The sequence below is a fragment of the Rhizobium sp. BK529 genome (assembly GCF_014194105.1).
Classification (GTDB): domain Bacteria; phylum Pseudomonadota; class Alphaproteobacteria; order Rhizobiales; family Rhizobiaceae; genus Rhizobium.
In genome coordinates, this window is the sequence record NZ_JACIAU010000001.1 from 1403345 (window position 1) to 1427007 (window position 23663).

The window sequence follows — 23663 nt, forward strand, 5'->3', positions numbered from 1 at the left end:
ATTACATGTGAACGGCGCCAGGGTCGATCTGTGGGCTGTCACCGGGATGGGTGAAAAGCTTGCCTTTTTCCGCCCAGAGGACCACGACGACAGTGATGGCACCAAAGAGCGCAAAGCCACCGAAAAGGGGCTGGACCGTGCCATTGAAGAGCTGGCCCACACCGCCGCCGAGAATGGCGCCGAACGTCGTCGAGACGAAACCGGTGATTGCCGTTGCCGTACCAGCGAGGTTGCCCATCGGCTCCAGGCTGATCGCGGTGAAATTGGTGGCGATCACGGCAAACATCATCAGGAGGATCGAGAAGAGCGCATAGGAGAAAGCGAACGCTGGCGTGCCGCCGAGTGCGACGACAAAGCCCAGCGCCGAAATGATGGTGAACAGCAGCATGGCGGCATGCGAGATGCGGCGCATGCCGAAGGTGCGCACTAGCATGCCATTGGCGAAATTGGCGACGGCAATGCCGCCGGCCGTTGCCGCAAAGGCGATCGGCAGCCAGTCGCCAAGACCATAGACTTCACCGAAGACCTGCTGCACCGAGATCACATAGGCGCTGATGACCCCGGTGAACATGGTCAGCCCGATCATGTAGCCGCAGGTGATGCGGTTGGTGAGAACCGTCTTGAAACCGTCGGCAACAGCAGCGACCGACAAGGGAATGCGCTCTTCCGGCGGCAGGGATTCCTTCAGGCGCAGTAGCGCCCAGACGAAGAGAATCGTGGCGACGATGCCGAGCAGGATGAAGATCCAGTTCCAATGGGCATAGGTGATGATGAGCTGGCCGACAGAGGGGGCGACGATCGGCACGATCATGAAGACAATCATGACATAGGACATGACGCGGGCCATCTCGCGGCCGCCAAAGCAGTCGCGCACGATCGACATGGTGGTGATGCGGACAGCCGCACCGCCGATGCCCTGAACGAAGCGCATGATCAGCAGCATTTCAAAGCTGCCAGTGGCGGCGGCCGCAAACATACCGATCATATAGCAAACCAGGCCGCCGAGCAGAATGTTGCGGCGGCCGAAAGCATCCGAGAGGCTGCCGAAGATGATCTGCGAGGCGCCGAAGCCCAAGAAGAAGACGCCGATGACGAGCTGCGCGTCATTGTTGCTGGTCACACCAAGCGAATGGCCGATATTGGGCAGCGCCGGTAGCATGCTGTCGATTGCCATGGCGATGCTGGCCGTCATGATGGCGATGGTGACAACGAATTCGACGAAGCCCATGCCGATACGGGCCGAGCCCTGGTTTTCCGTGTGCGGTTTGTGTGTCAGAGTCATTCGAACCCCCTGAATGACGGAAGAGCGGCCGGAAACCGGCCGAATATTGTGCGGGAGGGCGGCGAGCCCCTACCAAGATGCGCCGCCGCCTGATGTGTCTGTAGGCTTCAGTCCAGATATCGGCGCCCGGTATCAGTGCCCGACATCGGCGAAGCTTGAAATCGAATCGTCGTGCGAGAGCGGCGCGTGCTGCGCCCTGAACAGCCGACCTTTCTCGGCGATCAGCACGAAGACGATGCCGATCAGCGAGACGACGAAATAGCCCGCGATCATCGGCGTCGCCGTGCCGTCAAAGGCCTGTCCGATCAGAGCTCCGATCAAGGCGCCGCCGATCGTGCTCATGAAGCCGATCACCGAGGAGGCGGTGCCGGCAAGGTGACCGAGCGGCTCCATGGCGAGCGAGTTGAAGTTGGAGCCGATCCAGCCGAACTGGAACATGACCAGCGCGAAGAACACAATGAAGATCACGAAGGGCATCGGCTGCGGCCCTGATATCTGCACCACCAACCAGATGAAGCTCAATGCGCAGAAACCAAGGACTGATGCGTGCGACAGGCGGCGCATGCCGAAGCGGCCGACCAGTTGCGAATTGATGAAGGACGAAAAGGCCATGAACAGCGCCACACCGGCAAAGGCGACGGGCATATAGACACCGAGCCCGTAGATGCCGACATAGACCTGTTGGGCGGAGTTGATGAAGCCGAACAGCGCGCCGAAGAGGATCATGCTGGCAACGGTGTAACAGAGTGCGATGCGGTTGGAAAAGAAGATCGCAAAGCCCTGCGCCACCGAGCGGACTGTGAACGGACGGACATTGGCAGGATCCAGCGTTTCCGGCAGGCGCAGATACATCCAGATGCCGACGGCCGTCGCCATGGTGCCGATGAAGACGAAGATCATGTGCCAGGTGCTGACGAGCATGATGATCTGGCCGCTGCCCGGCGCAATGACCGGCACGACCATGAAGACCATCATGATGAGCGACATGACTTCGGCCATCTGTCTTCCGCCGTAGACATCGCGGACGATGGAAATAGTAATGACGCGGGTGGCGGCCGAACCGAGACCCTGGATGAAGCGCAGTGCCAGAAGCCCCGCGAAGGTCGGGACGACAGCGATGCCGAAGGCGGCAACAACGTAAACGCCGAGGCCGATCAGCAGCGGAATACGGCGGCCGAACCGATCGGAAAGCGGCCCGTAGAAAAGCTGGGCGAGACCGAAGCCGAAGAGATAAGCGGAAACGACATATTGGCGATGATTTTCGTTTTCGACACCAAGGCTGGCGCCGATCTGCTGCAGGGCAGGCAGCATGATATCGATTGCCAGCGAGTTCACGGCCATCAGGAAAGCCGCAAGCGCGATAAATTCCAGCTTGCCCATGGGCAAGCGGCCCGCGGACATGGCTTGTGATGAATGTGTCACAATGAAAATCCCATAAACAGGTCAAGGCGCTGCTTGGTGCAGCGCCTCGAACTCAAGATATAGATGTGGAAACCGGACGGACGCCCGGTGACCGATCAGGCGGCGCCCTTAACCGTGACGCCGTTTTCCTGGAGATGCTGCTGCAGCTCACCGGCCTGGAACATTTCCCGGACGATGTCGCAGCCGCCGATGAACTCGCCCTTAACGTAGAGCTGAGGGATGGTCGGCCAGTTGGAATAATCCTTGATGCCCTGGCGGATTTCCGAATCGGCGAGCACGTTGATACCCTTGTAGTCGACGCCGAGATAATCGAGGATCTGCACGACCTGGCCGGAGAAACCGCACTGCGGAAACTGCGGCGTGCCCTTCATGAAGAGGACGACGTCGTTGCTCTTGACTTCGTTGTCGATGAATTCGTTGATGCCGCTCATGGGACCTAATCCTTTCAACAGGCGGGTTAAAGGCCCGCCGTTTCAATCGTTTTTCTTAGATAGCATGTGGGGGCGGGAATTCCACCCGCCAAAACCAAAAAAAGACCAATCCGCGACACTCTGTGACTCGGATTGTTGCCCAAGCGTTACGGCTGCTTGGCGAGGTAGGCCTGGATCTGTTCGATCTCGGCATCGGTGAAGTGGCTGAAATCCCATTGGGAGACTTCGGTCATGACGCCGAGATCGCGTCCGCCCATGCCCTTGCCGGTGCGCAGCAGCGCCTTGAATTGCTCGGGCGGGTAGGATTGCGCCAGCGGCCGAAGGGCAGGGGCCTTGAAGGCCGGCGACTGCTTTTCGGTATCGAGATTGTGGCAGTGGCTGCAGTCCGTCTTCCACATATATTCGCCGATATCGGCTGGTCGGGCGGCAACCGGCTTGAAAGTCGGCGCGACGTCGTCGGCCTCGAAGGGAATCTGGTCGAGAGCCAGACCGATCCGGCCGACCGGACCCCAGCTCGTACCGCCCTGCACGGCATCCGGAAGCGGCTTCAGGCTGCGCAGCCAGGCAATGATGCCGGCCATATCCTCGTCCGAGATGTTCGAGAGATTGCTGGCGGGCATGATTACGACGCCGGTCCCGTCCCGCTTTATGCCATGGCGGACGAGGCGCACCAGTTCTGCATCGGTATAGCCGGGAACCACGCGCGTCAGGTTCGGCGCGACGATGCGGCCAAGGGCCGGATCATCCAGAAGGACGTTGCCGGCATCATGATGACAGCCGCCGCACATGAAGGTGCGGGCGCGCCGTTCCGCCTCATCAGGCGACAGCACCGTCTTCACGGCAAAATCGGTGGACGCTTGATCATATGTCTTGGCAAGCCGCCTCTCGGACAGCGCATAAATCGCGCCGACCGAGACAAGACAGAGCACGACCAGCGTTGCGAGAATGATTTTCAGAATGCGAACCATTTCTTGAGACCCCCCGGTAGAATACAGATCAGGCGACGCCCGGGCTGAACCTTACGGAGGCAGCCCGTTCGAATTGACTATAAGGCTTGAGCCGCGACACTCCCTCAGCGTTGCAAGCCAGTGTGTGACATTGGGGAAAGCGGAGAGATCGGCATCAGCGAAAGCGCGTGGGGCATCCTGGCATCGTCGTCCTGCCGAACGTCCTCTTCAGGAAATCCGTCAGCACGCGGCCGACGAGGTCGGACACCTGTTCATGCACGAGTTCGGCTGCAAAATCCCCTCAATCCCATCGAAACGAACCGTTCCCTATTGAATTCCGGAGGAGTTCGATTAGCAAGGCGGCTCGAAGATTTTATCCGGTTTTTCGCCGTATTTTCAGGCGAACCCGTCATCAGGTAGCGGCGCTCCCAACCCGCCGGAAAGAAGAAAAAGACTATGAAACTCGTCAATAAGCGGGTTGTGCTGCATTTCCCCGGCTTCGAGCCGCTTGATGGTGCAGCGCATCGGGCGCGGTATGAGCGTACCGCCCGGCAGAGTGCATCCGTCTGGGGCTATGATGTCGAAACAGGTGCAGCAGGCGAAGGGCACTATGTTTCCTTCGATGTCGGCACTGGCGCCGATGGCTGGCAGACGCGGACGCGCGTGCATGTGTTCGATCATAACGAACTGGTGCAGCAGTTGCGCATGGGCAATACGGCGAGCCGCATCGCGGCAGGCTTTCTAAGCTTCTTGCAGGTGGTGCGGGAAGGTGGCATGGCCGGCTATTTCCGCCACGCCTGGCGTTTCGGCCTGTTCTTTATCTTTCCCTTCCTGCTGACGGCATTTGCGATCCTCATCACGCTGCAGATCCTGACGCTGCCCTACTGGCTCGGACTTTCCGGCTGGCATTTCGGCTGGAGTGCGCCGCTGGCGGCGATCTTCTTCACCTTCGGCTTCCTGCCGTTTTCGGAACGTTTCCATACCCTGCATCTTTTCGCCGACTGGGACATGGCGGTGGCGCTGGCGCGCATGGACAGGACAGACTTCAACGACTGGCTCGAGCAATGCGCGACGTCGATGCGCGAGGCGCTCAACGAGGAGGCCGATGAATATGTCATCTCCTCGCACAGCATGGGATCCAGCGTCGCAGCCCATGTCGTCGGCATTCTGCTGGAACGGGAACCTGATGTCTTCAAGAGCAAGCGCGTGGTGTTTGCGACGCTTGGCTGCGCCATCCTGCAATGCGCGCTGATGTCATCGGCGACGCTGCTGCGCTCGCGCGTCGGCCTGATTGCACGTTGCCCGAATATTTTCTGGCTGGACGTACAGTGCCTGACGGACTCGATCAACTTCTACAAGGTGCCGGTCGTCAGTGTTTCCGGCCATCCGGATGCGCCGCAGGCCAGCATGATCCATATCCGCGTGCGGCAGATGCTGACACCGGAGCACTACAAGAAGATCCGTGCCGATCAGTTGCGTGTGCATCGCCAATATGTGCTGGGGCCGGACATGAAATCCTCCTTCGATTTCACGCTGCTGACGGCTGGACCCATGCCGGCCTCGGTCTTTGCCTATCCCGATGTGAGCAAACTGCCAGCCCGGGAGCACGAGGACAAAGAGGCGAGGGGCGCCGACCATTTCGTACCAATCGCTTCCGCTCCAAAATAAAGACCCGGCGGGATTTCCTGCCGGGTCGGTTCATTTCCGATCTTCGATCGGCCGAAGCCAGGATGTCGGCTCAATCCGGCGCCGAGGTCTGCAGAGCAAGCGCATGCAGAATGCCGCCCATATTGCCCTTCAGCGCCTCATAGACCATCTGGTGCTGCTGCACGCGGCTCTTGCCGCGGAAGGCTTCCGCCACGACTTCTGCGGCGTAATGGTCGCCATCGCCGGCCAGATCGCGGATCGTTACCTTGGCACCGGGAATACCGGCCTTGATCATATCTTCGATATCGCCGGGTTTCATGGCCATGATCGTTACTCCTTGCGCATCATTCCGCGGCGACAATTTCGCCGCGGTTATCCATGAAATCAGGGAACCACGATTCATAGGCATCGCGCAATTGCTGAATCGGCAGCGCAATCAGATCGTCGACGACAAGCGCATCGCCCTGCACGGTGCCAAGGCGGCGGAAGGGCACGCCGGCGCCTTCTGCGTTGGCGCAGACGAAATCGGCGACATCCTTCGGAACCGACAGCACATAGCGCGCCTGATCCTCGCCGAAAAGCAGGGCATGCGGCGCGCCCTTTCCTTCACTGAGGCTGATCTTGAGGCCCTTGCCTGATGCCATCGCCATTTCGGCAAGCGCGATCGCAAGACCGCCGGAGGAAATGTCGTGGCAGGCAGTCGCCTGGCCGTTGCGGATGACTGAGCGAACGAAATCGCCGTTGCGGCGCTCGGCAAAGAGATCGACGTGCGGGGCCGGGCCATCGGTGCTGCCGACGACATCACGCAGATAGACGGACTGGCCGAGATGGCTGCCATCGGAACCGATGAGCAGGACCCTGTCGCCTTCGGCAGCGCTGCCGATGCGGGCCATCTTGCGCCAGTCGGGCATCAGGCCGACGCCGGCAATGGTGGGGGTCGGCAGGATCGCGACGCCATTTGTTTCGTTATAGAGCGAGACGTTGCCGGAGACGATCGGGAAGTCCAGTGCGCGGCAGGCTTCGCCAATGCCCTTCACGGCGCCGACGAACTGGCCCATGATCTCAGGCTTTTCCGGATTACCGAAATTAAGGTTGTCGGTCGCAGCCAGCGGCTCAGCGCCGGTCGCGGTGATGTTGCGCCAGCATTCGGCAACGGCCTGTTTGCCGCCTTCGAAAGGATCGGCCTCAACGTAGCGCGGCGTAACGTCGGAGGAGAAAGCAAGCGCCTTCAGCGGATGGCCTTCGACGCGCACGACCCCGGCGTCGCCGCCCGGCAGCTGTAGCGAGTTGCCCTGGATCAGCGTGTCATACTGTTCGTAGACCCAGCGGCGGCTCGATTGATTGGGGGAGCCAACGAGCTTGAGCAGCGCTTCGTTGTAATCCTGCGGGGCTGCGACGAGGTTTGCCGGCAGTGGCGCCCGCTTGTCGGATTCGCGCCAGGGACGGTCATATTCCGGAGCCTGATCGCCGAGATCCTTGATCGGCAGATTAGCGACTTCCTCGCCCTGATGCATGACGCGGAAGCGCAGGTCGGCCGTGGTCTTGCCGACGATCGCGAAATCGAGGCCCCATTTCACGAAGATCGCTTTGGCTTCCTCTTCCTTTTCCGGCTGCAGCACCATGAGCATCCGCTCCTGGCTTTCCGACAGCATCATCTCATAGGCGCTCATGCGCTCCTCGCGTACCGGCACCTTGTCGAGTTCGAGCAGGATGCCGAGATCCCCCTTGGCGCCCATTTCAACAGCCGAGCAGGTGAGACCGGCCGCACCCATGTCCTGGATGGCGATGACGGCGCCCGTCTTCATCAGCTCGAGGCAGGCTTCGAGCAGGCACTTTTCGGTGAAGGGGTCGCCAACCTGAACGGTCGGGCGCTTTTCCTCGATCGACTCGTCGAATTCGGCCGAAGCCATCGTCGCGCCGCCGACCCCGTCACGGCCGGTCTTGGCGCCGAGATAGACGACAGGAAGGCCGACACCCTTGGCTTCCGACAGGAAGATCGCGTTCGACTTTGCAAGGCCGGCAGCAAAGGCATTGACGAGGATATTGCCGTTGTAGCGGGCGTCGAACTCCACTTCGCCGCCGACAGTCGGCACGCCGAAGGAATTGCCGTAGCCGCCGACACCGGCGACGACGCCGGCAACGAGATGGCGGGTCTTCGGATGATCCGGCTCGCCAAAGCGCAGCGCGTTCATGGCAGCGATCGGACGAGCGCCCATGGTGAAGACGTCACGCAGGATACCGCCGACACCGGTCGCAGCACCCTGATAGGGCTCGATATAGGAGGGGTGGTTGTGGCTCTCCATCTTGAAGACGACGCAGTCGCCGTCATCGATATCGACGACACCGGCATTTTCGCCCGGCCCCTGGATGACGCGCGGTCCCTTGGTCGGCAGGGTGCGCAGCCACTTCTTGGAGGATTTGTAGGAGCAGTGCTCGTTCCACATGGCCGAGAAGATGCCGAGCTCCGTGAAGCTCGGTTCGCGGCCGATCAGATCCAGAATGCGCTGGTATTCATCCGGCTTGAGGCCGTGTGAGGCGATGAGTTCCGGCGTAATCTTGATAGTGTTGGGAATGGTCATGAGCTCTCGAAAATCCCTGCCTAGAGCAATCCTGCAAAAGTGCGCAGCGGTTTTGCATCCGGAATTGCGTGAAAACAAAGAGATAGAGCATGACAGTGATTGGAAGAAAAACGGACATGCTCTAGCGCGTTTGCCGTGTCTTTAGCCTATGTAGGAACTATGCGCGACAGGAAAATGCCTGCCGTCAACAGAGGGCAGGCACCGCGAGTTCCGTACTGGCAATTTGCAGGGCGCAGCCTTCAGAATTTGTAGCCGACCATCAGTCCGGCGCGAGTCATGCCGTCGTTCGGACCGTCACAGAGGTTGGCGTTCGAGGAATGGGCGAGCTGCGCCATAACATTCCAGTTGCTGGTGAAGCGATAGCCGGCGCCGAGATATTCGTGAAACAGCACACGACAGCCGAGATCCGGCCCATCGTCATTGCCATCGATGTCACCGGTATGGATGACGCCGCCGAAACCGGCCTCCGCGAAGATCTTGTCGCTGAGGTCGACCGTCCAGGTGAAACCGGCGAAGAATTGCGTGGCTTCGCCAGCCGTACCGATCGAGGTGCCCAAATGAACGCGGGGATGCAAAAGCTGCTGCTTCCAGCCGGTTGCCTGCTCGAAGCCGAAGGGGTCAAAAAGGGCCGTTATTTCGGGGAAAACGCCGTCTTCATGCGAATGGCCGCCTTGAACGGAAGCGGATGCGCCGAAGCGCAATTCGTCGAAAACCTTATCTCCGGCTTGCGCCGCTGATGACATTCCCAGGCTGCATGCAAAGACTGCGACCGACGCGATACCTGACAGGCGCAGCAGGAGTGAACGGAATTCGAATTTCATCTGCTGTCCTTTGATTCTCGCCTAAACAGCGGAATGGGACAGAGGTAACATGCGAGAGGTCTCGGTAAAGCGCTATGTTTCGATTATGACCTTTTCCACAATGCTGACACCGATCTGCAACAGTTCAGATCTCGCCGTCATAGGCGGAGCCACCATTTTCCAGTAGGCGTTTCAATACCATAAGACCTGCGGCCAGCTCGTTTCTATCCTTCGGTGAGGAGAAGCCGATGCGCACGCGGTGATAGACTTTCTCCCCACGCGCCGCCTTGAACTCATCCTCGTCATCGACAAGCACGCCATCGCGGAAGGCAGCATTCTTGAAAGTGCCGGACAGCCAGGGCTCCGGCAGTTTCAGCCACAGGAAGGGGGCGTGCGGGTGGGATTCGAACTCGAACCCGCGCAATTGCTCGCGGGCGAGGCGAACGCGGGCCGATAGTTCGAGGACGCTGGCATTGCGGATCTCGTGCGCCTTGCCACTCTCAACAAGACGCGCACAAGTTTCGGCCAGAATGAAGGGCAGGCCGCCGGTGACCATTTTGTGCGTGACCTTGATGCGCTGGGCGAAGTGCGGCGGGCAGGCAACCCAGCCGCCGCGCACGCCAGCCGCGACCGACTTTGACAGGCCGTTGACGAGAAAGGTGCGATCAGGCGCGATCGAGGCGAGCAGAGGCGTATCGTCGTTAGCCATGCCGCCATAGAGGTCGTCCTCGATGATCCACACGCCATGTCGCCTTGCGATATCGGCAATGGCCACGCGCCGTTCATAGGACATGATGGCAAGTGTCGGGTTGTGGACGGTCGGCATTGTGAAGACGAGCTTCGGATGCTGCTGCTGGCAGAGCCGCTCGAAATCATCAGGGATGATGCCGTGTTCATCAGACTCGACGATCAGTGTGCGCCGGCCGAGCAGGCGCACACTGCGGCTCACCTGCGTATAGGTGAGGTTTTCGAAGACGATCTTGTCACCGGGCGCCGACACGGCGGCGATGACGGCGATGGCCGCGGCGTGTGCGCCGAGCGTCGGCACGACGTTTTCGACCTCCGGCGACCAGCCATTGCGTGCCAGCCACAGACGTCCGGCCTCAAACCAGTTCGGCGGAAAGCTGCGAGAATAAGAGGAGATTTCCGCCAGATGCTGTTCGCCGATCTCGGCCATGATGCCAGCGATGACCTTGCCTTGACCAAGATCGGGAGCAGCTGTCGTATCGAAGCGAAGCTTGTTCGGGGGCGCATCCGCGACGCGCGTGCCGCTTAGCGAAAGAGTGACGGGATCGACCTGCTCGCTAGGCGGCGTATTGGCGCGGTCAAGCACATAGGTGCCGCGGCCGACTTCGCCGGCGACAAGACCACGCTCATGCACAAGCGCATAAGCGCGGCCGATTGTCCCGATTGTCACCCCGATATCATAGGCGAGATTTCGCTGCGGCGGCAGCTTGCTGCCTGCCGGCAAGGCGCCGGAAGCAATGGCGGATTCAATGTTGTCCGCAAGCCGCATGTAGACCGGGCCGGAGCCCTGCGAAAGATCGGGGAGCCAATTTGTCATGGTGACAATGAATAAATTGTCACCCTATACCTGTCAAGACTATGAGACAATCCTGTCAGCGGAAGCAACAGGAGTCAAAGATGTCCGCTATACCCCAGGCCAAAGGTCATATTGTATCGATTGTCTCTATCGATAGTCCGCACGAGATCGTACTGCCCAGGCACAAGCCGGCCACGACACGGCTGATGCGTCTCTGGGTCGCCATTCTCATCTGGCATCAAAAGCGTGAGGGACGGCGCGCGCTTCGCCATATGACCGCAGATCAGCTGAAGGATATCGGTCTGTCGCAAACCGATGCCGCGCGGGAAATCAGCAAGTCGTTTTTCTGGGATTAGGCTCGTGATGTGGAGCCTTAGCTGCAGGCGCGGTTGCCGCCCGACCAGCGGGTGACGTCAGCGGCGATGCGGCCTGAGACCGGCTCGGACATCATCGGGCCAAAAGCCTGCATCTTGGCAGGACTGCCCTCGGCCTGCACGACGAGAAGCGGGCGGCTTTCAGGACTGCCCTTGTGGACGACAAGGATGCGCGGCCGGCCGGAGAAGGAATTGAGCTCCGGCGCCAGCCTATATGCGGCGAAAGCCGGGTCGCCCGACTTGAACCAGCAACTGTTGGCGCCGAGCGCCACACGCTCCATTGTCGATAGCGCGCTGCGGTCCGGCCCCTTTGCAGGTGTCGAGGACTGGCAGGCAGCAACCAGCGCAGAGAGGCCGGCAAAGGCTACAGCGTTGGCAGTAGCAGCAAAAAGGCAAGGGCGCATTCAGCTTGCTCCAGTGATCCGGCGACGGGCTTTCTGATGAAATGAATCAGGCAGCGACGACGTCGAGCGCCGAAGCGAAGAGGCCGCGGCCGTCCGACCCCCCGTGAGCGGCTTCTATAAGGTTTTCCGGATGCGGCATCATGCCGAGAACATTGCCCTTGGCATTCATGACGCCGGCAATGTCGTTGACCGAGCCGTTCGGGTTGGTGCCTTCGGCATAGCGGAAGACGACCTGGCCGTTGCCCTCGATGGCAGCGAGCGTCTCGGCATCGGCAAAATAGTTGCCGTCGTGATGAGCGACCGGGCAGCGGATGATCTGGCCCTTTTCGTAGGCGCGAGAGAAATCCGTGTCGGCATTGACGACTTCGAGTTTGATCTCGCGGCAGACGAATTTCAGCGAGGCATTGCGCATCAAGGCGCCCGGCAGAAGGCCGGCCTCGACAAGAATCTGGAAGCCGTTGCAGACGCCGAGAACCTTCACGCCCTTGTTCGCCTTCTCGATGATCGCCTGCATGACCGGCATGCGTGCTGCAATCGCGCCGCAGCGCAGGTAATCGCCATAGGAGAAGCCGCCGGGAATGACGATCAGGTCGACATCGGGGATTTCCGTCTCCGTCTGCCAGATCGTCACCGGCTGGCGACCGGAGATTTTGGTGAGAGCGGTGATCATGTCGCGATCGCGATTGAGGCCCGGAAGTTGAACGACGGCTGATTTCATGGGGTGCCTGCGTTTAGCGAAAGATATTGAACTGGAACGCTTTCGGCGAGCCATACTCCATTGTCCGAGACAAAGAAAGAATGTCCCTCTGAAAACATGCGGGCTGCGTCTATACGCAGGATAATATAGTCGCCCTTGCGGCGGGTTGCGACGATCTTCGCGGTATCGATATCGGCAGAAAGGTGAACGTGATGCCGTTCCATCTTCTGCAAGCCTTCGCGCTCGATCGCAGGCCAGCTTGCCCGCGACGTGCCGTGGAAGAGGATTGCCGGCGGCTCGACCGGCTTCAAGGCTAGGTCGATACCGACGCTGTGGCCCTGATTGGCGCGAATTCTGTCCTCGACAAGAGCAAAGCGCTTCTTCGGACTGTTTTCGATGATGCCGATAATATCGGCGCGCGAGACGTCATATTTCGACGTCAACGCCTTTTCGAACGCATCGAAGGAAACCCACCCTTCGGCATCAAGCGTCAGACCTGCGGCTTCCGGCGCATGGCGTAAGACATAGCTCATATATTTCGAGACTTCCGTCTCCAGCTTTGCTTCCATCATGACGCCTCATCCTGGAGGCTCGCCAGGTGGCGAGCCTGTGATCGTCAGTCGATCGCGATCGCGTAGTTCTCGATGACCGTATTGGCGAGGAGTTTCTCGCACATGGCCTTGAGATCCGTCTCGGCCTTGGCCTTGTCGGTGCCTTCCAATTCCAGATCGAAGACCTTGCCCTGGCGGACATGGCCGACGCCGCCGAAGCCGAGGGCGCCGAGTGCGCCTTCGATGGCCTTTCCCTGAGGATCGAGAACGCCGTTTTTCAGCGTGACGGTGACGCGAGCCTTGATCACTTGTTCTTCCCTGCCTTTTACTTGACCAAAACGGGGCCGGTGCCGCGCACGGGCTCGTTTTCATTGATGATGCCGAGACGGCGCGCAACTTCGGAATAGGCTTCCAGCAGCCCGCCCATATCACGGCGGAAGAGGTCCTTGTCCATCTTCTTGTGGGTCTCGATATCCCAGAGGCGGCAGCTATCCGGCGAGATTTCATCGGCCAGGATGATGCGCATCATGTCACCTTCGAAGAGGCGGCCGCACTCGATCTTGAAATCGACGAGCTGGATGCCGACGCCGAGGAAGAGGCCGGTCATGAAGTCGTTGACGCGGATGGCGAGTGCCATGATGTCGTCGAGTTCGGCCGGATTGGCCCAACCGAAGGCAGTGATGTGCTCCTCGGAGACCATCGGATCCTCAAGCGTATCGGACTTGTAATAGAATTCGATGATCGAGCGCGGCAGAACGACCCCTTCCTCGATGCCGAGGCGCTTGGCGAGTGAGCCGGCGGCGACGTTGCGCACGACGATCTCGAGCGGGATCATCTCCACTTCCCTGATCAGCTGCTCGCGCATGTTGAGCCGGCGGATAAAGTGGGTGGGAATGCCGATCTTGTTCAGATGGCTGAAGATATATTCAGAAATACGATTGTTGAGAACGCCCTTACCATCAATGACTTCGTGTTTCTTCTTGTTGAAAGCGGTGGCATCGTCCTTGAAGAACTGGATCAGTGTGCCCGGTTCAGGCCCTTCATACAGTATCTTTGCCTTGCCCTCGTAGATACGGCGGCGACGGTTCATTGTAGTTATTCTCTGCTGTTGGCGCTCTTGGGATAGCGCGCGTGGATCGATCTCGTGGCGTCCCCTTAAAGGAAAAGAGAGAGTTTCACAATCCGCCTGTCACTCCTTCCCCGGTTTCCGGCCGTAGCGGGAAAACCGCAAAGAGAATCGAATGTCTTCGCAAGAGGAGACTACCGCCTTTTTCTTTACGGTGAAATGAAGGCAAAATCTCGGAGCGGTTATACAGGTCTCTATCTGGAGGTCGTCACCTGGAAACCGTGCGGCCGACGGAACGGCGCAGGTCAGTCTGCAGCGCACGGGCCGCACTCTCCGGTTGCCGCCAGCTTTCGCTTTGGATGAAGGCCGGGATCTGCATCGCTGGCATCGGCCGTGCAAGTGCATAGCCTTGCAGCATATCGCAGCCAAGCTCCTGCAGGATGTGGACGTGATCGGCAGTCTCCACACCTTCGGCGGTGACGAGAATGTTCAGCGAGCGGCCGATCTCGATGATGGAACGGACGAGCTTGCGTTGCTCTGCCGATTGCGGCAGCTGGCTGATCAGCTCGCGATCGATCTTCAGCGTCTTCGGGCTCAGCCGCATCAGGCTGACGATCGAGGCGTGGCCGGTGCCGAAATCATCGACTTCGATGTCGATGCCGAGCTTCTTCAGTTTCTTGAGATTGGCGGTGACCGCGTCGTCGCAATCGTCGAGCGAGATGGATTCCAGCAGCTCGAATGACACCGTGCCCGGTTCGATCCTCAGCGAACGCAGCTTCTTGCCGAGCTGCGGATCGGAAAGTCTCCCGGCGGAGACATTGACGGAAATGCGGGGAATGGCGAAGCCTTCACGGACCCAGGTTTTGCGGTCGGCAAGGGCCCGCTGCAGGATCAAGGCATCGATCGTCGAGACGACGTCGAGGTCTTCAGCGATGTCGAGAAAACGATCGGGAGCAAGCACGCCGCGTTCCGGATGCTGCCAGCGGGCCAGGGTCTCGATGCCGGCGATATCCAGCGTGCGGGCATCGAATTGCGGCTGGTAGAAGGGTACGAATTCATTGCGCTCGAGACCGATCAGAATTTCATCGGCAAGGCGCTTGGCCGTCAGGATCGTTCGCCGTACAGCCTTGGAGAAGAATTCGTGGCGGTTGCGGCCGGAGGCTTTAGCCCGGTAGAGCGCGATATCGGCGTTGAGAAGAAGCTGCTTTTCATCGAGATTCGAGCCGCTATCGATGGCTATGCCGATACTGGCGCCGAAGCGGCAGTCATGCCCCTCATATTTGATTGGCTTCCTCAGCTCGCGGATGATGCGCTCGGCGACTGTGGCGATCTTCTTCGAAGCGGTGTTGACGACGCAGAGGACGACGAATTCATCGCCGCCGATGCGCGCGACGAAATCCGTGCTGCGAATGGAGTCGCGTAATACCCGAGCGGCATGTTTCAGCAAGTGGTCACCGGCGCGGTGGCCGAGCGTATCATTGATCTGCTTGAAGCGGTCGAGATCGATGTGGAGGATGGCAAGCGCCAGATCTTCTTCGCGGCACTGGGCGGAACGTTCTTCCAGCATCTTGTCGAGATAGCGACGGTTCGGCAGACCGGTGAGATAGTCATGAAGAGCCAGATGCTCGATGCTTTCCTTGGCGGCTTCGAGTTCGCGGTTGCGGGCTTCGGCAAGATCCTTGGCGCGCTGCAATTCGTTGCGCAGCGCCACTTCCTCCGTCACGTCCCAATTGGCGCCGATCAGTTTGCGGTAACCGTTGCCGTCGACGAAGAACGCCGCGCTGGCGCGGATGATGCGCTCGGCGCCATCACCCCTGATGATGCGGAATTCATGGTGAAAGCCGGTCCCGTTGTTGACGGTGCTTTCGACTGTGTCGAGCACCCGCTCGCGATCGTCAGGATGAATCCTTCCCGGCCACGCCGCGCCTGCCGTCAGGCGGTCGACGCCCTGCAGCCCATAGATGGCAATGAGGCGGTCGTCCCATTCGACGGTTCCGTGGTCGATATCGGCTTCGAATACGCCGATATCGCTGATCTGCAGGGCAAGGTCGAGGCGGCGGGAGAGCTGCGCCAGCATCTCCTCCGTCTGCTTGCGTGCGGTGATGTCAGTGTCCGTGCCGACGACACGCTGGGCCGCACCGTTTTCATCCCACTCAACCGGTGCGCCACGGCATTCGATCCAAACCCAATGGCCATCCTTGTGGCGCTCGCGATACTGGAAGATATGGTAGGCCGGGTCACCGGCATTCTGGCGCTCGATGGCATTAATGACGAAATCGCGATCATCGGGATGGATGAGCTGCAGCCAGGCCTCGTAATCACCATCGGCCGCCTCATCAGGCGCCATGCCGCGAATGGTCTTCCAGGTCTGCGAGTAATATTTCTTGTCGAGACGGTAATTGTGGTCCCAGACGCCGAGACCGGAGCCGACGAGCGCGTAGTTCCAGCGGCTTTCGCGCTCGGAAAGATCGGAATCATCCGTATAGCTCACCGGTCCATTTGCGGCCGGTGCGTCGCGGTCCGGGTCAGCGGCGTCTTGCGGATGGCTCTGCTTCACGGGCGCGCGCTCTCGCTTTTCTGGCATCAGCGCAGTCTGCGGTCTTTCCATTAAGAAATGCTTAGAAAGCGATCGCTCAATTCACTGGAAATACCGGAGTTTCCGGTTCTCAACCGGGCAGGCGGCTCAGAAACTGAGCAAAGACCATCGTGCCCTCGGGCCAGGGCCCATGACCAGAATCCGCATTGATGTGGCCGGATTCGCCGGCATCCACCAGGAAGGACCCCCAGCTGTTGGCGATATCGTCGGCATGTTCGTACGTGCCGAAAGGATCGTTGCGGCTTGCCACCGTAATCGAGGGGAAGGGCAGTGGATCGCGCGGGTAGGGACCGAAGGTCATCAGATGTTTCGGACGGATATCCGGATTGGCGACATCGGGCGGCGCGACGAAGAAGGCACCGGCAACCCGCTTTTCAAACAGCGGGATCGCATGAATCACCGAGGGTACGCCAAGGGAATGGGCGACGATCACGACGGGGCGTGTGGCGGCATTCACCTCCTCGGCGATGCGGGCGATCCAGTCCTCACGCACGGGCTTCGACCATTCCGCCTGCTCGACCCGGCGCGCGGTGGAGAGCTTTGCTTCCCAGCGGGTCTGCCAATGGTCGGGACCGGAGTTGGTGTAACCGGGAACGATGAGAATATCTGCTTCTGACGCTTTCATGGTGTCGCCGATGTGAGAAAGCTTGACGGCGATGTCAAGGGAGAGAGCGACTTGGCCTGAGAAATTTGCTATAGTCGCTGCCTGCCGGTTGCGTTTGCGTGTCGGCTTGTCGTTACCGACACGTTCGCCTCCGGCTCATCTTGGCTGAGGAGGAGAAAGCCATGGCGGCATTCCATATCATGACAGGTGCTGGCGACAGCTTCGCACGGCCTGCGATCAATCGCATCAGCATAGCAGACGTCTTCGACGCGCTCAGGCTCGGTTTCGAGGATTTCCGGGAAAAGCCTTCACATTACGTTTTCCTATGTCTCATGTATCCGATCGCTGGCATCTTCCTGACGATGTTGAGCTCGGGCGCCAATCTCGCGCCGATGATCTTTCCGTTGATGTCGGGTTTCGTGCTGATCGGCCCGCTCGCCGCGATCGGCCTTTATGAAATCAGTCGTCGACGCGAGGCCGGTCTCGACACCTCCTGGCAACATGCGCTCGATGTACGCCGCTCGCCGGCCCTGCCGTCGATCATCGCCGTCGGCCTCCTGCTGTTCGGGATCTTCGTCGTCTGGCTGGTCACGGCGCAAACCATCTATACGAGCCTTATCGGTGAGGTCTTCCCGCGCTCCATGTCGCTCTTCATGCAACAGGTCTTCGGCACGACTGAAGGCATACAGCTCATCCTGTGGGGCAATCTGGTCGGCCTCGGATTCGCGCTCGTCGTTCTGGCGATCACTGTCGTGACATTTCCGATTCTACTCGACAGGGATTGCGGAGCAGTGGCCGCGATGGTCGCCTCGATCCGGGCAACCTTCGCCAATCCTGTGCCGGTGCTCACCTGGGGTTTGATTGTGGCCGCATTGCTCGTCATCGGCACACTTCCGCTCTTTGCCGGCCTTGCACTCGTCATTCCGATCCTCGGCCATGCGACCTGGCATCTCTACCGGAAACTGATTGCCATGTGACGGCACCATTCCGGGTGTCGCAAGATTCCGCGATACCCGGAATTTTTTCTGCATACGGAACCGCGGAACGTTCCTTGGAGTTTGTCTTTGGCCGACTTCCAAGGAGGATTTCAAGGTGACGTTACGCCATGTGTTTGCCCGCTTTGCAACCAAGGTATCGGAGTGGGCGGGCAAGCCGGTGACCTTCATTCTGGCGCTTATCGCCGTCATTATTTGGGCCGCTCTAGGTCCCTTGTTCGACTATTCGGAAACCTGGCAACTCGTGATCAACACCGGCACGACGATCGTCACCTTTCTGATGGTCTTCGTGCTGCAGAACGCGCAGACGCGCGACACGCGCGCTATTCAGGCAAAGCTCAATGAAATCATCCTGACGAGCCACGCCGAGAACCGCTTCATCGGCATCGAAAATCTCGACGAAGAAGATCTCAAACATCTTGACCGGCTGGTGGCCAAGGCGGCCGAGGGCCGGGGCAGGACAGAGGCTTGCGAGGTAGCGGATTTACAGGCCGACATCTCGATTGCAAAAAGCGAGACGAAAAAACGCAAGACGCCAGTGGCTTCCACATCGCGCAAGCGGAAATGAAAACGGCGCCTCGTGGGCGCCGTTTCATGAGATATCTTCGGTAATTACACCTCGCCGAAGACGCGACGGAAAATCGTATCGACGTGCTTCGTATGATAACCGAGATCGAACTTCTCCCGGAGATCCGCCTCGGAGAGTGCGGCGCGGACTTCGGCGTCGGCAAGCAGTTCCTCGAGGAAGTCCTTGCCCTGTTCCCAGACCTTCATGGCGTTGCGCTGCACGAGGCGATAGGCATCCTCGCGGGAGACACCGGCCTGAGTTAGCGCCAGCAGAACGCGCTGCGAATGTACGAGACCACGGAACTTGTTGAGGTTCTTCATCATATTCTCGGGATAGACCACGAGCTTTTCAATCACACCGGCGAGACGGTTCAACGCAAAATCCAGCGTGATCGTCGTATCCGGGCCGATGGCGCGCTCGACGCTCGAATGGCTGATGTCGCGCTCGTGCCAGAGCGCCACGTTTTCCATCGCGGGAACGACGGACATGCGCACGAGGCGGGCGAGGCCGGTCAGGTTTTCGGTCAGAACCGGATTGCGCTTGTGCGGCATGGCCGAAGAGCCCTTCTGGCCTTGCGAGAAGAATTCTTCCGCTTCCAGAACTTCGGTGCGCTGCATGTGACGGATTTCGATCGCGACATTTTCGATCGAGGAGCCGATGACGCCGAGCGTGGCGAAAAACATCGCATGACGATCACGCGGGATGACCTGGGTGGAGACCGGCTCGGAAACGAGACCGAGGGCTGCGCAGACATGCTCTTCGACAACAGGATCGATATTGGCGAAAGTGCCGACGGCACCGGAGATCGCACCCGTGGCGATTTCAGCGCGAGCGGCGACCAGGCGCGCACGGTTGCGGCTCATCTCGGCATAGAAGCGGGCAAAGGTCAGACCCATCGTCGTCGGCTCGGCATGGATGCCGTGGCTGCGGCCGATGCGGATCGTATCCTTATGCTCGAAGGCGCGGGTTTTCAGCGCAGCGAGAACACGGTCCATATCGGCAAGCAGGATATCGGCAGCGCGCACGAGTTGGATGTTCAGCGTGGTGTCAAGCACGTCAGAGGAGGTCATGCCCTGATGGACGAAGCGGGCATCGGGGCCGACGATCTCGGCAAGATGCGTCAGGAAGGCGATGACGTCATGCTTGGTAACGGCTTCGATCTCATCGATGCGGGCAACATCAAAAGTTGCCTTGCCGCCCTTTTCCCAGATGGTGGCGGCAGCCGATTTCGGGATCACGCCGAGCTCTGCCAGCGCATCGCAGGCATGCGCCTCGATCTCGAACCAGATACGGAACTTGGTTTCTGGAGACCAGATGGCGACCATCTCGGGCCGGGAATAACGAGGGATCATGGGCGAGCGCCTTCATTTGTGACAGTAGCTGCGGCCCCTGTAGCAAAGACGGCCGGCAATCTCAACGCATGCGTTTGGCAAGAGCCAGGCTGATGACAAGCAGACAGACCAGTCCGACGGGCAAAAACAGCCCCAGACCGATAACGAGGAACTGATAGATGGCGCTGGCGCCGGTAAAGACGAACTGGAACATCCAGATGACAGAGCCGAAGGGCGCATGCCAGCGAGAATAGAAAATCCGGTAATCCATGGCGAAAAGAAAGGCCGTCATCAGCACCGTGCCCGTCGTCAACGCCAGGAAGAAGGCGGCAAAACGCGCCTCCAGCTCATGACCAAGCGCAAGATATCGTCCGGCAAGCAGATTGAAGGGCCAGGAGAGCAGCCCGCCGCCGAAATAGAGGAGGGCGAGATCAAGCACATGGCTCGTCTCCATGCCATTGCGCAGATAGAGGCCAACCATGGCCGAGATCAGCATCAGCACGCCCCAGAGGGGGGCGCCGATGAAAAGTTCTGAATAGGACGGCCATGCCACCCGCAGACGGTTCATTTTCAGGGCTTAACCGGAACGGCAATCCAGCGGCCGTTGCGACCGTCAGGCGCAGCGCTCAGCGCCAGAATGAGGGCGATGTGGACGGGTCTTCCGGCTTCCGGCTGATAGACGAGGGCGCCGCCCATCCGATATTCCACCGGGCAGCCGCGATCAGCGGGAATTGCCTTGTCCTGATGGACGATCTGGCGGTTTGGCGCGCCGTCCTTCTCGATGAGTTGGAGAGTGAAGCCAACAACGTGGTTGTTCAGGGTTTTGCAAGCATCGGGTGTCGCGACCTGCGCATCGCCGAGCAGCAGCGTGTAAGCGCCGCGCGCGAGGCCGTCAGTTGCAAGCGTCGTATAGCGGATCGTCTTCATCGGCGAGCCGAGTTCGGTCGGCGGATTGAACGCGGCGATCAGGCCGGGATTGGTCAGTAGGTCATATTTGTCCATTTGCTTGCGGGCCGCTGTCAGGTTCTGGCGCCGCGCTTTGGAGAGATCAGCATCCTTGTCTGTCAGCTCCAGATGAAAGGGCGTCTCTTCGAGATTTTCACCGGTGTCGGTATTGATGAAATAGGTATCCGAATAGGGGACCTTGCCATTCTTCATGCCGAATTCCTGGAAGGCGAAGACCTTGCCATCAGCTGAGAAACCGACAGGCTGGATATTGGCGATATCGCCGGCAAAGGCTGTGGCGGATATTCCCGTCAGCAGGGCGGCGAAAAGGCTGCCCATGAACATGCGCTTCGTCATTTAGCGAGCTCCCTCAGCCGCGTTGCGAAGGGCCGTGATCGCCTGCCGATAAGCCTCGAGCGAGCCGCCCTTGAAAATTGCCGACCCGGCGACGAGCACATTGCCGCCGGCCTTTGCCACGGCAGGAGCGGTATCCACCGTCACGCCGCCGTCCACCTCAAGCTCGATCGGACGGTCACCGATGAGTGACTTCGCCGCTGCGATCTTGTCTACCATTGCCGGAATGAATTTTTGGCCGCCGAAACCGGGGTTGACGGACATGATGAGAATGAGGTCGACATCGTCAAGCACGTTCTCGACGACCGAGAGCGGCGTTGCCGGATTGAGCGTGACGCCAACCTTCTTGCCGAGATGGCGGATCGTCTGCAGCGAGCGATGCAGATGCGGTCCGGCTTCTGCATGGACCGTGATGCGGTCGCACCCGGCCTTGGCGAAGGCCTCCAGATAGGGATCGGCAGGCGAGATCATCAGATGGCAGTCGAAGGTCGCATCGGTGTAGGAACGCAGCGACTTGATGACATCGGGGCCGAAAGAAATGTTCGGCACGAAATGGCCGTCCATGACGTCGAGATGGATCCAGTCGGCGCCGGCCGCGGTGACGTTGCGTACTTCTTCGCCGAGCTTTGCAAAATCTGCCGCCAGGATCGATGGCGCGATGCGGATGGGCAGTGTCGTCATGGGTCTCGGTCTCCGTCTCAAACCGGAAGCGGGTAAGCCGCCTTACGGCATGGTCAATAGGTCAGTCCGTGCCGCCAGCGGGCGGGACGAACGCGTCGCCGCGCCATTGGAGCAGGCGATAGGGATTCTGCGACAACTCATGGGCCGGTGTGAAGATAACCGGGCCGATCGGCGTATTGAATTGCGTTCCGATCAGCTTTTCTGCGATTGGCTTGCCCTCGGTCACCGCCGCCTGCACGGCCTGATCGGCAATCAGTGCGGCGGCTGCCGCAGGCAGGGCATAACCTTCGGGCTCTACTCCTGCCGCCCGCATCGCGTGGACGGTCGAATCTGCCTCCGGCAGAAGAGCGTATTCCGGAATCGCGACAGCGCGTACGCCGTCCGCAAGCGCAAGCGGCTGGTTGGGAGCGCGCATCGCATCGCCGCTCAGGATATCCAACGAGATGTTTTCAGCCTTGGCGTCACGCGCGATGGTGGCGACATCGTTCCTGTCGCCGCCGATGAAGACCTTGGTGGCACCTGCTCGCTTCAGGCGGCGCACGAGACCGATCTGCTGTTCCTGCCCCGGCCGGTAAGTATCAGTGAAGACGGGCTTGAGACCATTTTCTTCCAGTGCGTCGCGTACGGCTTCCGTCAATTCGCGGCCGTGGATCGTGCCGTCCTCGATGAGGGCGATCGGGAAAGCCGTCCATTGCTGCAGGATGATCTGGATGATCTTCTCCGCCTCATCGCCGTCCCGCGGCGCAAGACGGAAGAGGGGCCAGCCGTTCTTCAGCGAATCTTCCATCAGGATACGCGAGCGCACCGACACGGTAATGGCAGGGATGTTGGCATCCTTGAGCTTCGGCAACGCGCCTTCAAGCGTTTCGCTGCAGAGGAAACCGATGGCGATCTGAACTTTGGCGGCAATCAGCGCATCGGCGATCGCCGGGCCGCTATTGTCCTCACAGCTTTCGCTGATCGGAACGATCGTATCGCCGGCCTGCCCAATCTGGAAAACTGCGCCAGCACGAACTTGGGCGCCGAGCGAGGCGAAGGTGCCGTCTTGCGGGGCCACAACGCCGATCGTCACGCCGGCCGCGCGGCTTTCGGCCGTCAACGCCAGGAGCGACAGAAGGGCGGCTATGACACGCAGCGTCATCATGAAAGGTGCAGGTCTCTCGTCTAGTCCATGCCCTTTTATCTGCACGGCGGCAATCGTCAAAGAAAAACAAGCATATTCTTCAGCTTTTAGCGGCTGCTATTGTAGAAAAGGTAACTGATGCCCGCCATATTGGCGAAATAACAAAAACAAGACACTGATTGCGGAGAAGCATGTGTTGAACAGGCAGCATATTGATCCTGGCCTATATCGCGACGCCATGAGTCGCTATGCCGGCCACGTGCAGCTGGTGACGACGGCTCTCGGTGAAGCCCGCCGCGGCGTCACCATCACGGCCGCCTGCTCGGTGTCGGACAATCCGGCTTCCGTTCTCGTCTGCCTCAATAACACCAATGTGAAAAACGAGATCTTCTGGCGCAGCGGCATTTTCGCACTGAACTCGCTCGGCGCTCATCATCAGCGCGTGGCCGACGCCTTTTCTGGACGCACGCAACTGGAAAACGAAGAACGTTTCCTGAGTGCCCGTTTCGAAACGCTGGCAACGGGTGCGCCGGTGCTCGCCGATGCACTTGCCGTCTTCGACTGCCGGGTGACCGATATCAAGGAAATGCCGACCCATAACGTCATCTTCGGCGAGGTCGCTGCCGTCCGTTTCACCGAAATCCACCCGGCGCTTCTCTATCTGCACCGCGGTTATCATTCGATATAGCCTTACCCCGCATCGGCCTGAAAATCGGAATCGAT

Annotated in this window: 25 protein-coding genes; 5 read left to right on the forward strand and 20 right to left on the reverse strand. The window is 59.8% G+C overall.

Features of this window, described 5'->3' with window-relative positions; genetic code table 11:
* Window position 1 precedes the first annotated feature (1 nt).
* From FHX08_RS07120 to FHX08_RS07135, 4 genes are all read right to left on the reverse strand, one after another.
* Window positions 2-1282: a multidrug effflux MFS transporter gene (locus FHX08_RS07120; RefSeq protein ID WP_132651626.1), complete on the reverse strand. Its 1281-nt coding sequence runs from the start codon at window positions 1280-1282 to the stop codon at window positions 2-4.
* Window positions 1283-1414: 132 nt separating this feature from the next.
* The gene (locus FHX08_RS07125; RefSeq protein WP_184327369.1) at window positions 1415-2662 is read right to left on the reverse strand and encodes a multidrug effflux MFS transporter; all 1248 of its coding nucleotides are present in this window, start codon (window positions 2660-2662) and stop codon (window positions 1415-1417) included.
* A 137-nt stretch (window positions 2663-2799) separates the two neighbouring features.
* Complete coding sequence (gene grxD, locus FHX08_RS07130; protein WP_112567585.1) at window positions 2800-3135, reverse strand: Grx4 family monothiol glutaredoxin; 336 nt, start codon at window positions 3133-3135, stop codon at window positions 2800-2802.
* Between the two features lie 146 nt (window positions 3136-3281).
* A complete protein-coding gene (locus tag FHX08_RS07135; protein WP_132651625.1) occupies window positions 3282-4103 on the reverse strand; it encodes a c-type cytochrome in 822 nt (273 codons plus the stop codon).
* 435 nt (window positions 4104-4538) lie between these two features.
* Here FHX08_RS07135 and FHX08_RS07140 point away from each other — a divergent pair, with 435 nt between their 5' ends.
* Window positions 4539-5750 (forward strand): hypothetical protein, encoded by a 1212-nt coding sequence (locus tag FHX08_RS07140; RefSeq protein WP_245508210.1) that lies wholly within the window; start codon window positions 4539-4541, stop codon window positions 5748-5750.
* A 70-nt stretch (window positions 5751-5820) separates the two neighbouring features.
* Here the strand turns inward: FHX08_RS07140 and FHX08_RS07145 are convergent, their stop codons facing one another.
* The 4 genes from FHX08_RS07145 to FHX08_RS07160 all read right to left on the reverse strand — a co-directional run bounded on the left by FHX08_RS07145 (window position 5821) and on the right by FHX08_RS07160 (window position 10672).
* A complete protein-coding gene (locus tag FHX08_RS07145) occupies window positions 5821-6054 on the reverse strand; it encodes a BolA/IbaG family iron-sulfur metabolism protein (RefSeq protein WP_007826248.1) in 234 nt (77 codons plus the stop codon).
* A 19-nt stretch (window positions 6055-6073) separates the two neighbouring features.
* The gene (gene purL / locus FHX08_RS07150; RefSeq protein WP_132651624.1) at window positions 6074-8308 is read right to left on the reverse strand and encodes a phosphoribosylformylglycinamidine synthase subunit PurL; all 2235 of its coding nucleotides are present in this window, start codon (window positions 8306-8308) and stop codon (window positions 6074-6076) included.
* A 239-nt stretch (window positions 8309-8547) separates the two neighbouring features.
* On the reverse strand, window positions 8548-9129 hold the full coding sequence (locus FHX08_RS07155; RefSeq protein ID WP_132651622.1) for an acyloxyacyl hydrolase: 582 nt from the start codon (window positions 9127-9129) through the stop codon (window positions 8548-8550).
* 124 nt (window positions 9130-9253) lie between these two features.
* Window positions 9254-10672, reverse strand: coding sequence for a PLP-dependent aminotransferase family protein (locus FHX08_RS07160; protein WP_132651621.1), 1419 nt, complete (start codon window positions 10670-10672; stop codon window positions 9254-9256).
* Window positions 10673-10752: 80 nt separating this feature from the next.
* Here FHX08_RS07160 and FHX08_RS07165 point away from each other — a divergent pair, with 80 nt between their 5' ends.
* Window positions 10753-11007 (forward strand): DUF1127 domain-containing protein, encoded by a 255-nt coding sequence (locus tag FHX08_RS07165; RefSeq protein ID WP_132651620.1) that lies wholly within the window; start codon window positions 10753-10755, stop codon window positions 11005-11007.
* Window positions 11008-11024: 17 nt separating this feature from the next.
* Here FHX08_RS07165 and FHX08_RS07170 read toward each other — a convergent pair whose 3' ends face one another.
* The 7 genes from FHX08_RS07170 to FHX08_RS07200 all read right to left on the reverse strand — a co-directional run bounded on the left by FHX08_RS07170 (window position 11025) and on the right by FHX08_RS07200 (window position 16964).
* Window positions 11025-11429, reverse strand: a complete 405-nt coding sequence (locus FHX08_RS07170; protein WP_132651619.1) for a hypothetical protein — start codon at window positions 11427-11429, stop codon at window positions 11025-11027.
* Between the two features lie 46 nt (window positions 11430-11475).
* Entirely contained in the window at window positions 11476-12147 is a 672-nt protein-coding gene (purQ, locus tag FHX08_RS07175) for a phosphoribosylformylglycinamidine synthase subunit PurQ (RefSeq protein WP_132651618.1), read from the reverse strand.
* Window positions 12144-12698, reverse strand: coding sequence for an RNA 2'-phosphotransferase (locus tag FHX08_RS07180; protein WP_132651617.1), 555 nt, complete (start codon window positions 12696-12698; stop codon window positions 12144-12146). The genes purQ and FHX08_RS07180 overlap by 4 nt, the downstream gene beginning before the upstream one ends.
* Window positions 12699-12742: 44 nt before the next feature.
* Window positions 12743-12985, reverse strand: coding sequence for a phosphoribosylformylglycinamidine synthase subunit PurS (purS, locus tag FHX08_RS07185; protein ID WP_132651616.1), 243 nt, complete (start codon window positions 12983-12985; stop codon window positions 12743-12745).
* Window positions 12986-13002: 17 nt separating this feature from the next.
* Window positions 13003-13767: a phosphoribosylaminoimidazolesuccinocarboxamide synthase gene (gene purC / locus FHX08_RS07190; protein WP_132651615.1), complete on the reverse strand. Its 765-nt coding sequence runs from the start codon at window positions 13765-13767 to the stop codon at window positions 13003-13005.
* A gap of 244 nt (window positions 13768-14011) precedes the next feature.
* The gene (locus FHX08_RS07195) at window positions 14012-16327 is read right to left on the reverse strand and encodes a putative bifunctional diguanylate cyclase/phosphodiesterase (RefSeq protein ID WP_132652000.1); all 2316 of its coding nucleotides are present in this window, start codon (window positions 16325-16327) and stop codon (window positions 14012-14014) included.
* An 82-nt stretch (window positions 16328-16409) separates the two neighbouring features.
* Window positions 16410-16964 carry an RBBP9/YdeN family alpha/beta hydrolase gene (locus tag FHX08_RS07200; RefSeq protein WP_132651614.1) on the reverse strand — a complete coding sequence of 185 codons (555 nt, stop codon included), beginning with the start codon at window positions 16962-16964 and terminating at the stop codon, window positions 16410-16412.
* A 161-nt stretch (window positions 16965-17125) separates the two neighbouring features.
* On the opposite strand from FHX08_RS07200, the gene FHX08_RS07205 reads away from it, so the two are divergent.
* Together FHX08_RS07205 and FHX08_RS07210 are read left to right on the forward strand one after the other, a co-directional pair.
* On the forward strand, window positions 17126-17920 hold the full coding sequence (locus FHX08_RS07205) for a DUF2189 domain-containing protein (RefSeq protein WP_132651613.1): 795 nt from the start codon (window positions 17126-17128) through the stop codon (window positions 17918-17920).
* Between the two features lie 115 nt (window positions 17921-18035).
* Complete coding sequence (locus FHX08_RS07210; RefSeq protein WP_132651612.1) at window positions 18036-18506, forward strand: low affinity iron permease family protein; 471 nt, start codon at window positions 18036-18038, stop codon at window positions 18504-18506.
* 44 nt (window positions 18507-18550) lie between these two features.
* Here FHX08_RS07210 and purB read toward each other — a convergent pair whose 3' ends face one another.
* The 5 genes from purB to FHX08_RS07235 all read right to left on the reverse strand — a co-directional run bounded on the left by purB (window position 18551) and on the right by FHX08_RS07235 (window position 22961).
* Window positions 18551-19858, reverse strand: a complete 1308-nt coding sequence (gene purB, locus FHX08_RS07215; protein ID WP_132651611.1) for an adenylosuccinate lyase — start codon at window positions 19856-19858, stop codon at window positions 18551-18553.
* A 61-nt stretch (window positions 19859-19919) separates the two neighbouring features.
* Window positions 19920-20405, reverse strand: coding sequence for a hypothetical protein (locus FHX08_RS07220; protein ID WP_184327058.1), 486 nt, complete (start codon window positions 20403-20405; stop codon window positions 19920-19922).
* Window positions 20406-20407: 2 nt separating this feature from the next.
* Entirely contained in the window at window positions 20408-21139 is a 732-nt protein-coding gene (locus FHX08_RS07225; RefSeq protein ID WP_132651609.1) for a DUF2259 domain-containing protein, read from the reverse strand.
* Window positions 21140-21817, reverse strand: a complete 678-nt coding sequence (gene rpe / locus FHX08_RS07230) for a ribulose-phosphate 3-epimerase (protein WP_132651608.1) — start codon at window positions 21815-21817, stop codon at window positions 21140-21142.
* 61 nt (window positions 21818-21878) lie between these two features.
* Entirely contained in the window at window positions 21879-22961 is a 1083-nt protein-coding gene (locus FHX08_RS07235; RefSeq protein WP_132651607.1) for a branched-chain amino acid ABC transporter substrate-binding protein, read from the reverse strand.
* A 172-nt stretch (window positions 22962-23133) separates the two neighbouring features.
* Here FHX08_RS07235 and FHX08_RS07240 point away from each other — a divergent pair, with 172 nt between their 5' ends.
* Complete coding sequence (locus FHX08_RS07240; RefSeq protein WP_132651606.1) at window positions 23134-23628, forward strand: flavin reductase; 495 nt, start codon at window positions 23134-23136, stop codon at window positions 23626-23628.
* The last annotated feature ends 35 nt before the right edge of the window (window positions 23629-23663 follow it).

Excerpts from the sequence above, each read along its gene's own strand:
- FHX08_RS07120 (WP_132651626.1), bottom strand. The coding sequence starts at position 1,282 with ATGACTCTGACACACAAACCGCACACGGAAAACCAGGGCTCGGCCCGT.
- FHX08_RS07125 (WP_184327369.1), bottom strand. The coding sequence starts at position 2,662 with ATGGGCAAGCTGGAATTTATCGCGCTTGCGGCTTTCCTGATGGCCGTG.
- grxD (WP_112567585.1), bottom strand. The coding sequence starts at position 3,135 with ATGAGCGGCATCAACGAATTCATCGACAACGAAGTCAAGAGCAACGAC.
- FHX08_RS07135 (WP_132651625.1), bottom strand. The coding sequence starts at position 4,103 with ATGGTTCGCATTCTGAAAATCATTCTCGCAACGCTGGTCGTGCTCTGT.
- FHX08_RS07140 (WP_245508210.1), top strand. The coding sequence starts at position 4,539 with ATGAAACTCGTCAATAAGCGGGTTGTGCTGCATTTCCCCGGCTTCGAG.
- FHX08_RS07145 (WP_007826248.1), bottom strand. The coding sequence starts at position 6,054 with ATGGCCATGAAACCCGGCGATATCGAAGATATGATCAAGGCCGGTATT.
- purL (WP_132651624.1), bottom strand. The coding sequence starts at position 8,308 with ATGACCATTCCCAACACTATCAAGATTACGCCGGAACTCATCGCCTCA.
- FHX08_RS07155 (WP_132651622.1), bottom strand. The coding sequence starts at position 9,129 with ATGAAATTCGAATTCCGTTCACTCCTGCTGCGCCTGTCAGGTATCGCG.
- FHX08_RS07160 (WP_132651621.1), bottom strand. The coding sequence starts at position 10,672 with ATGACAAATTGGCTCCCCGATCTTTCGCAGGGCTCCGGCCCGGTCTAC.
- FHX08_RS07165 (WP_132651620.1), top strand. The coding sequence starts at position 10,753 with ATGTCCGCTATACCCCAGGCCAAAGGTCATATTGTATCGATTGTCTCT.
- FHX08_RS07170 (WP_132651619.1), bottom strand. The coding sequence starts at position 11,429 with ATGCGCCCTTGCCTTTTTGCTGCTACTGCCAACGCTGTAGCCTTTGCC.
- purQ (WP_132651618.1), bottom strand. The coding sequence starts at position 12,147 with ATGAAATCAGCCGTCGTTCAACTTCCGGGCCTCAATCGCGATCGCGAC.
- FHX08_RS07180 (WP_132651617.1), bottom strand. The coding sequence starts at position 12,698 with ATGATGGAAGCAAAGCTGGAGACGGAAGTCTCGAAATATATGAGCTAT.
- purC (WP_132651615.1), bottom strand. The coding sequence starts at position 13,767 with ATGAACCGTCGCCGCCGTATCTACGAGGGCAAGGCAAAGATACTGTAT.
- FHX08_RS07195 (WP_132652000.1), bottom strand. The coding sequence starts at position 16,327 with ATGCCAGAAAAGCGAGAGCGCGCGCCCGTGAAGCAGAGCCATCCGCAA.
- FHX08_RS07200 (WP_132651614.1), bottom strand. The coding sequence starts at position 16,964 with ATGAAAGCGTCAGAAGCAGATATTCTCATCGTTCCCGGTTACACCAAC.
- FHX08_RS07205 (WP_132651613.1), top strand. The coding sequence starts at position 17,126 with ATGGCGGCATTCCATATCATGACAGGTGCTGGCGACAGCTTCGCACGG.
- purB (WP_132651611.1), bottom strand. The coding sequence starts at position 19,858 with ATGATCCCTCGTTATTCCCGGCCCGAGATGGTCGCCATCTGGTCTCCA.
- FHX08_RS07220 (WP_184327058.1), bottom strand. The coding sequence starts at position 20,405 with ATGAACCGTCTGCGGGTGGCATGGCCGTCCTATTCAGAACTTTTCATC.
- FHX08_RS07225 (WP_132651609.1), bottom strand. The coding sequence starts at position 21,139 with ATGACGAAGCGCATGTTCATGGGCAGCCTTTTCGCCGCCCTGCTGACG.
- rpe (WP_132651608.1), bottom strand. The coding sequence starts at position 21,817 with ATGACGACACTGCCCATCCGCATCGCGCCATCGATCCTGGCGGCAGAT.
- FHX08_RS07235 (WP_132651607.1), bottom strand. The coding sequence starts at position 22,961 with ATGATGACGCTGCGTGTCATAGCCGCCCTTCTGTCGCTCCTGGCGTTG.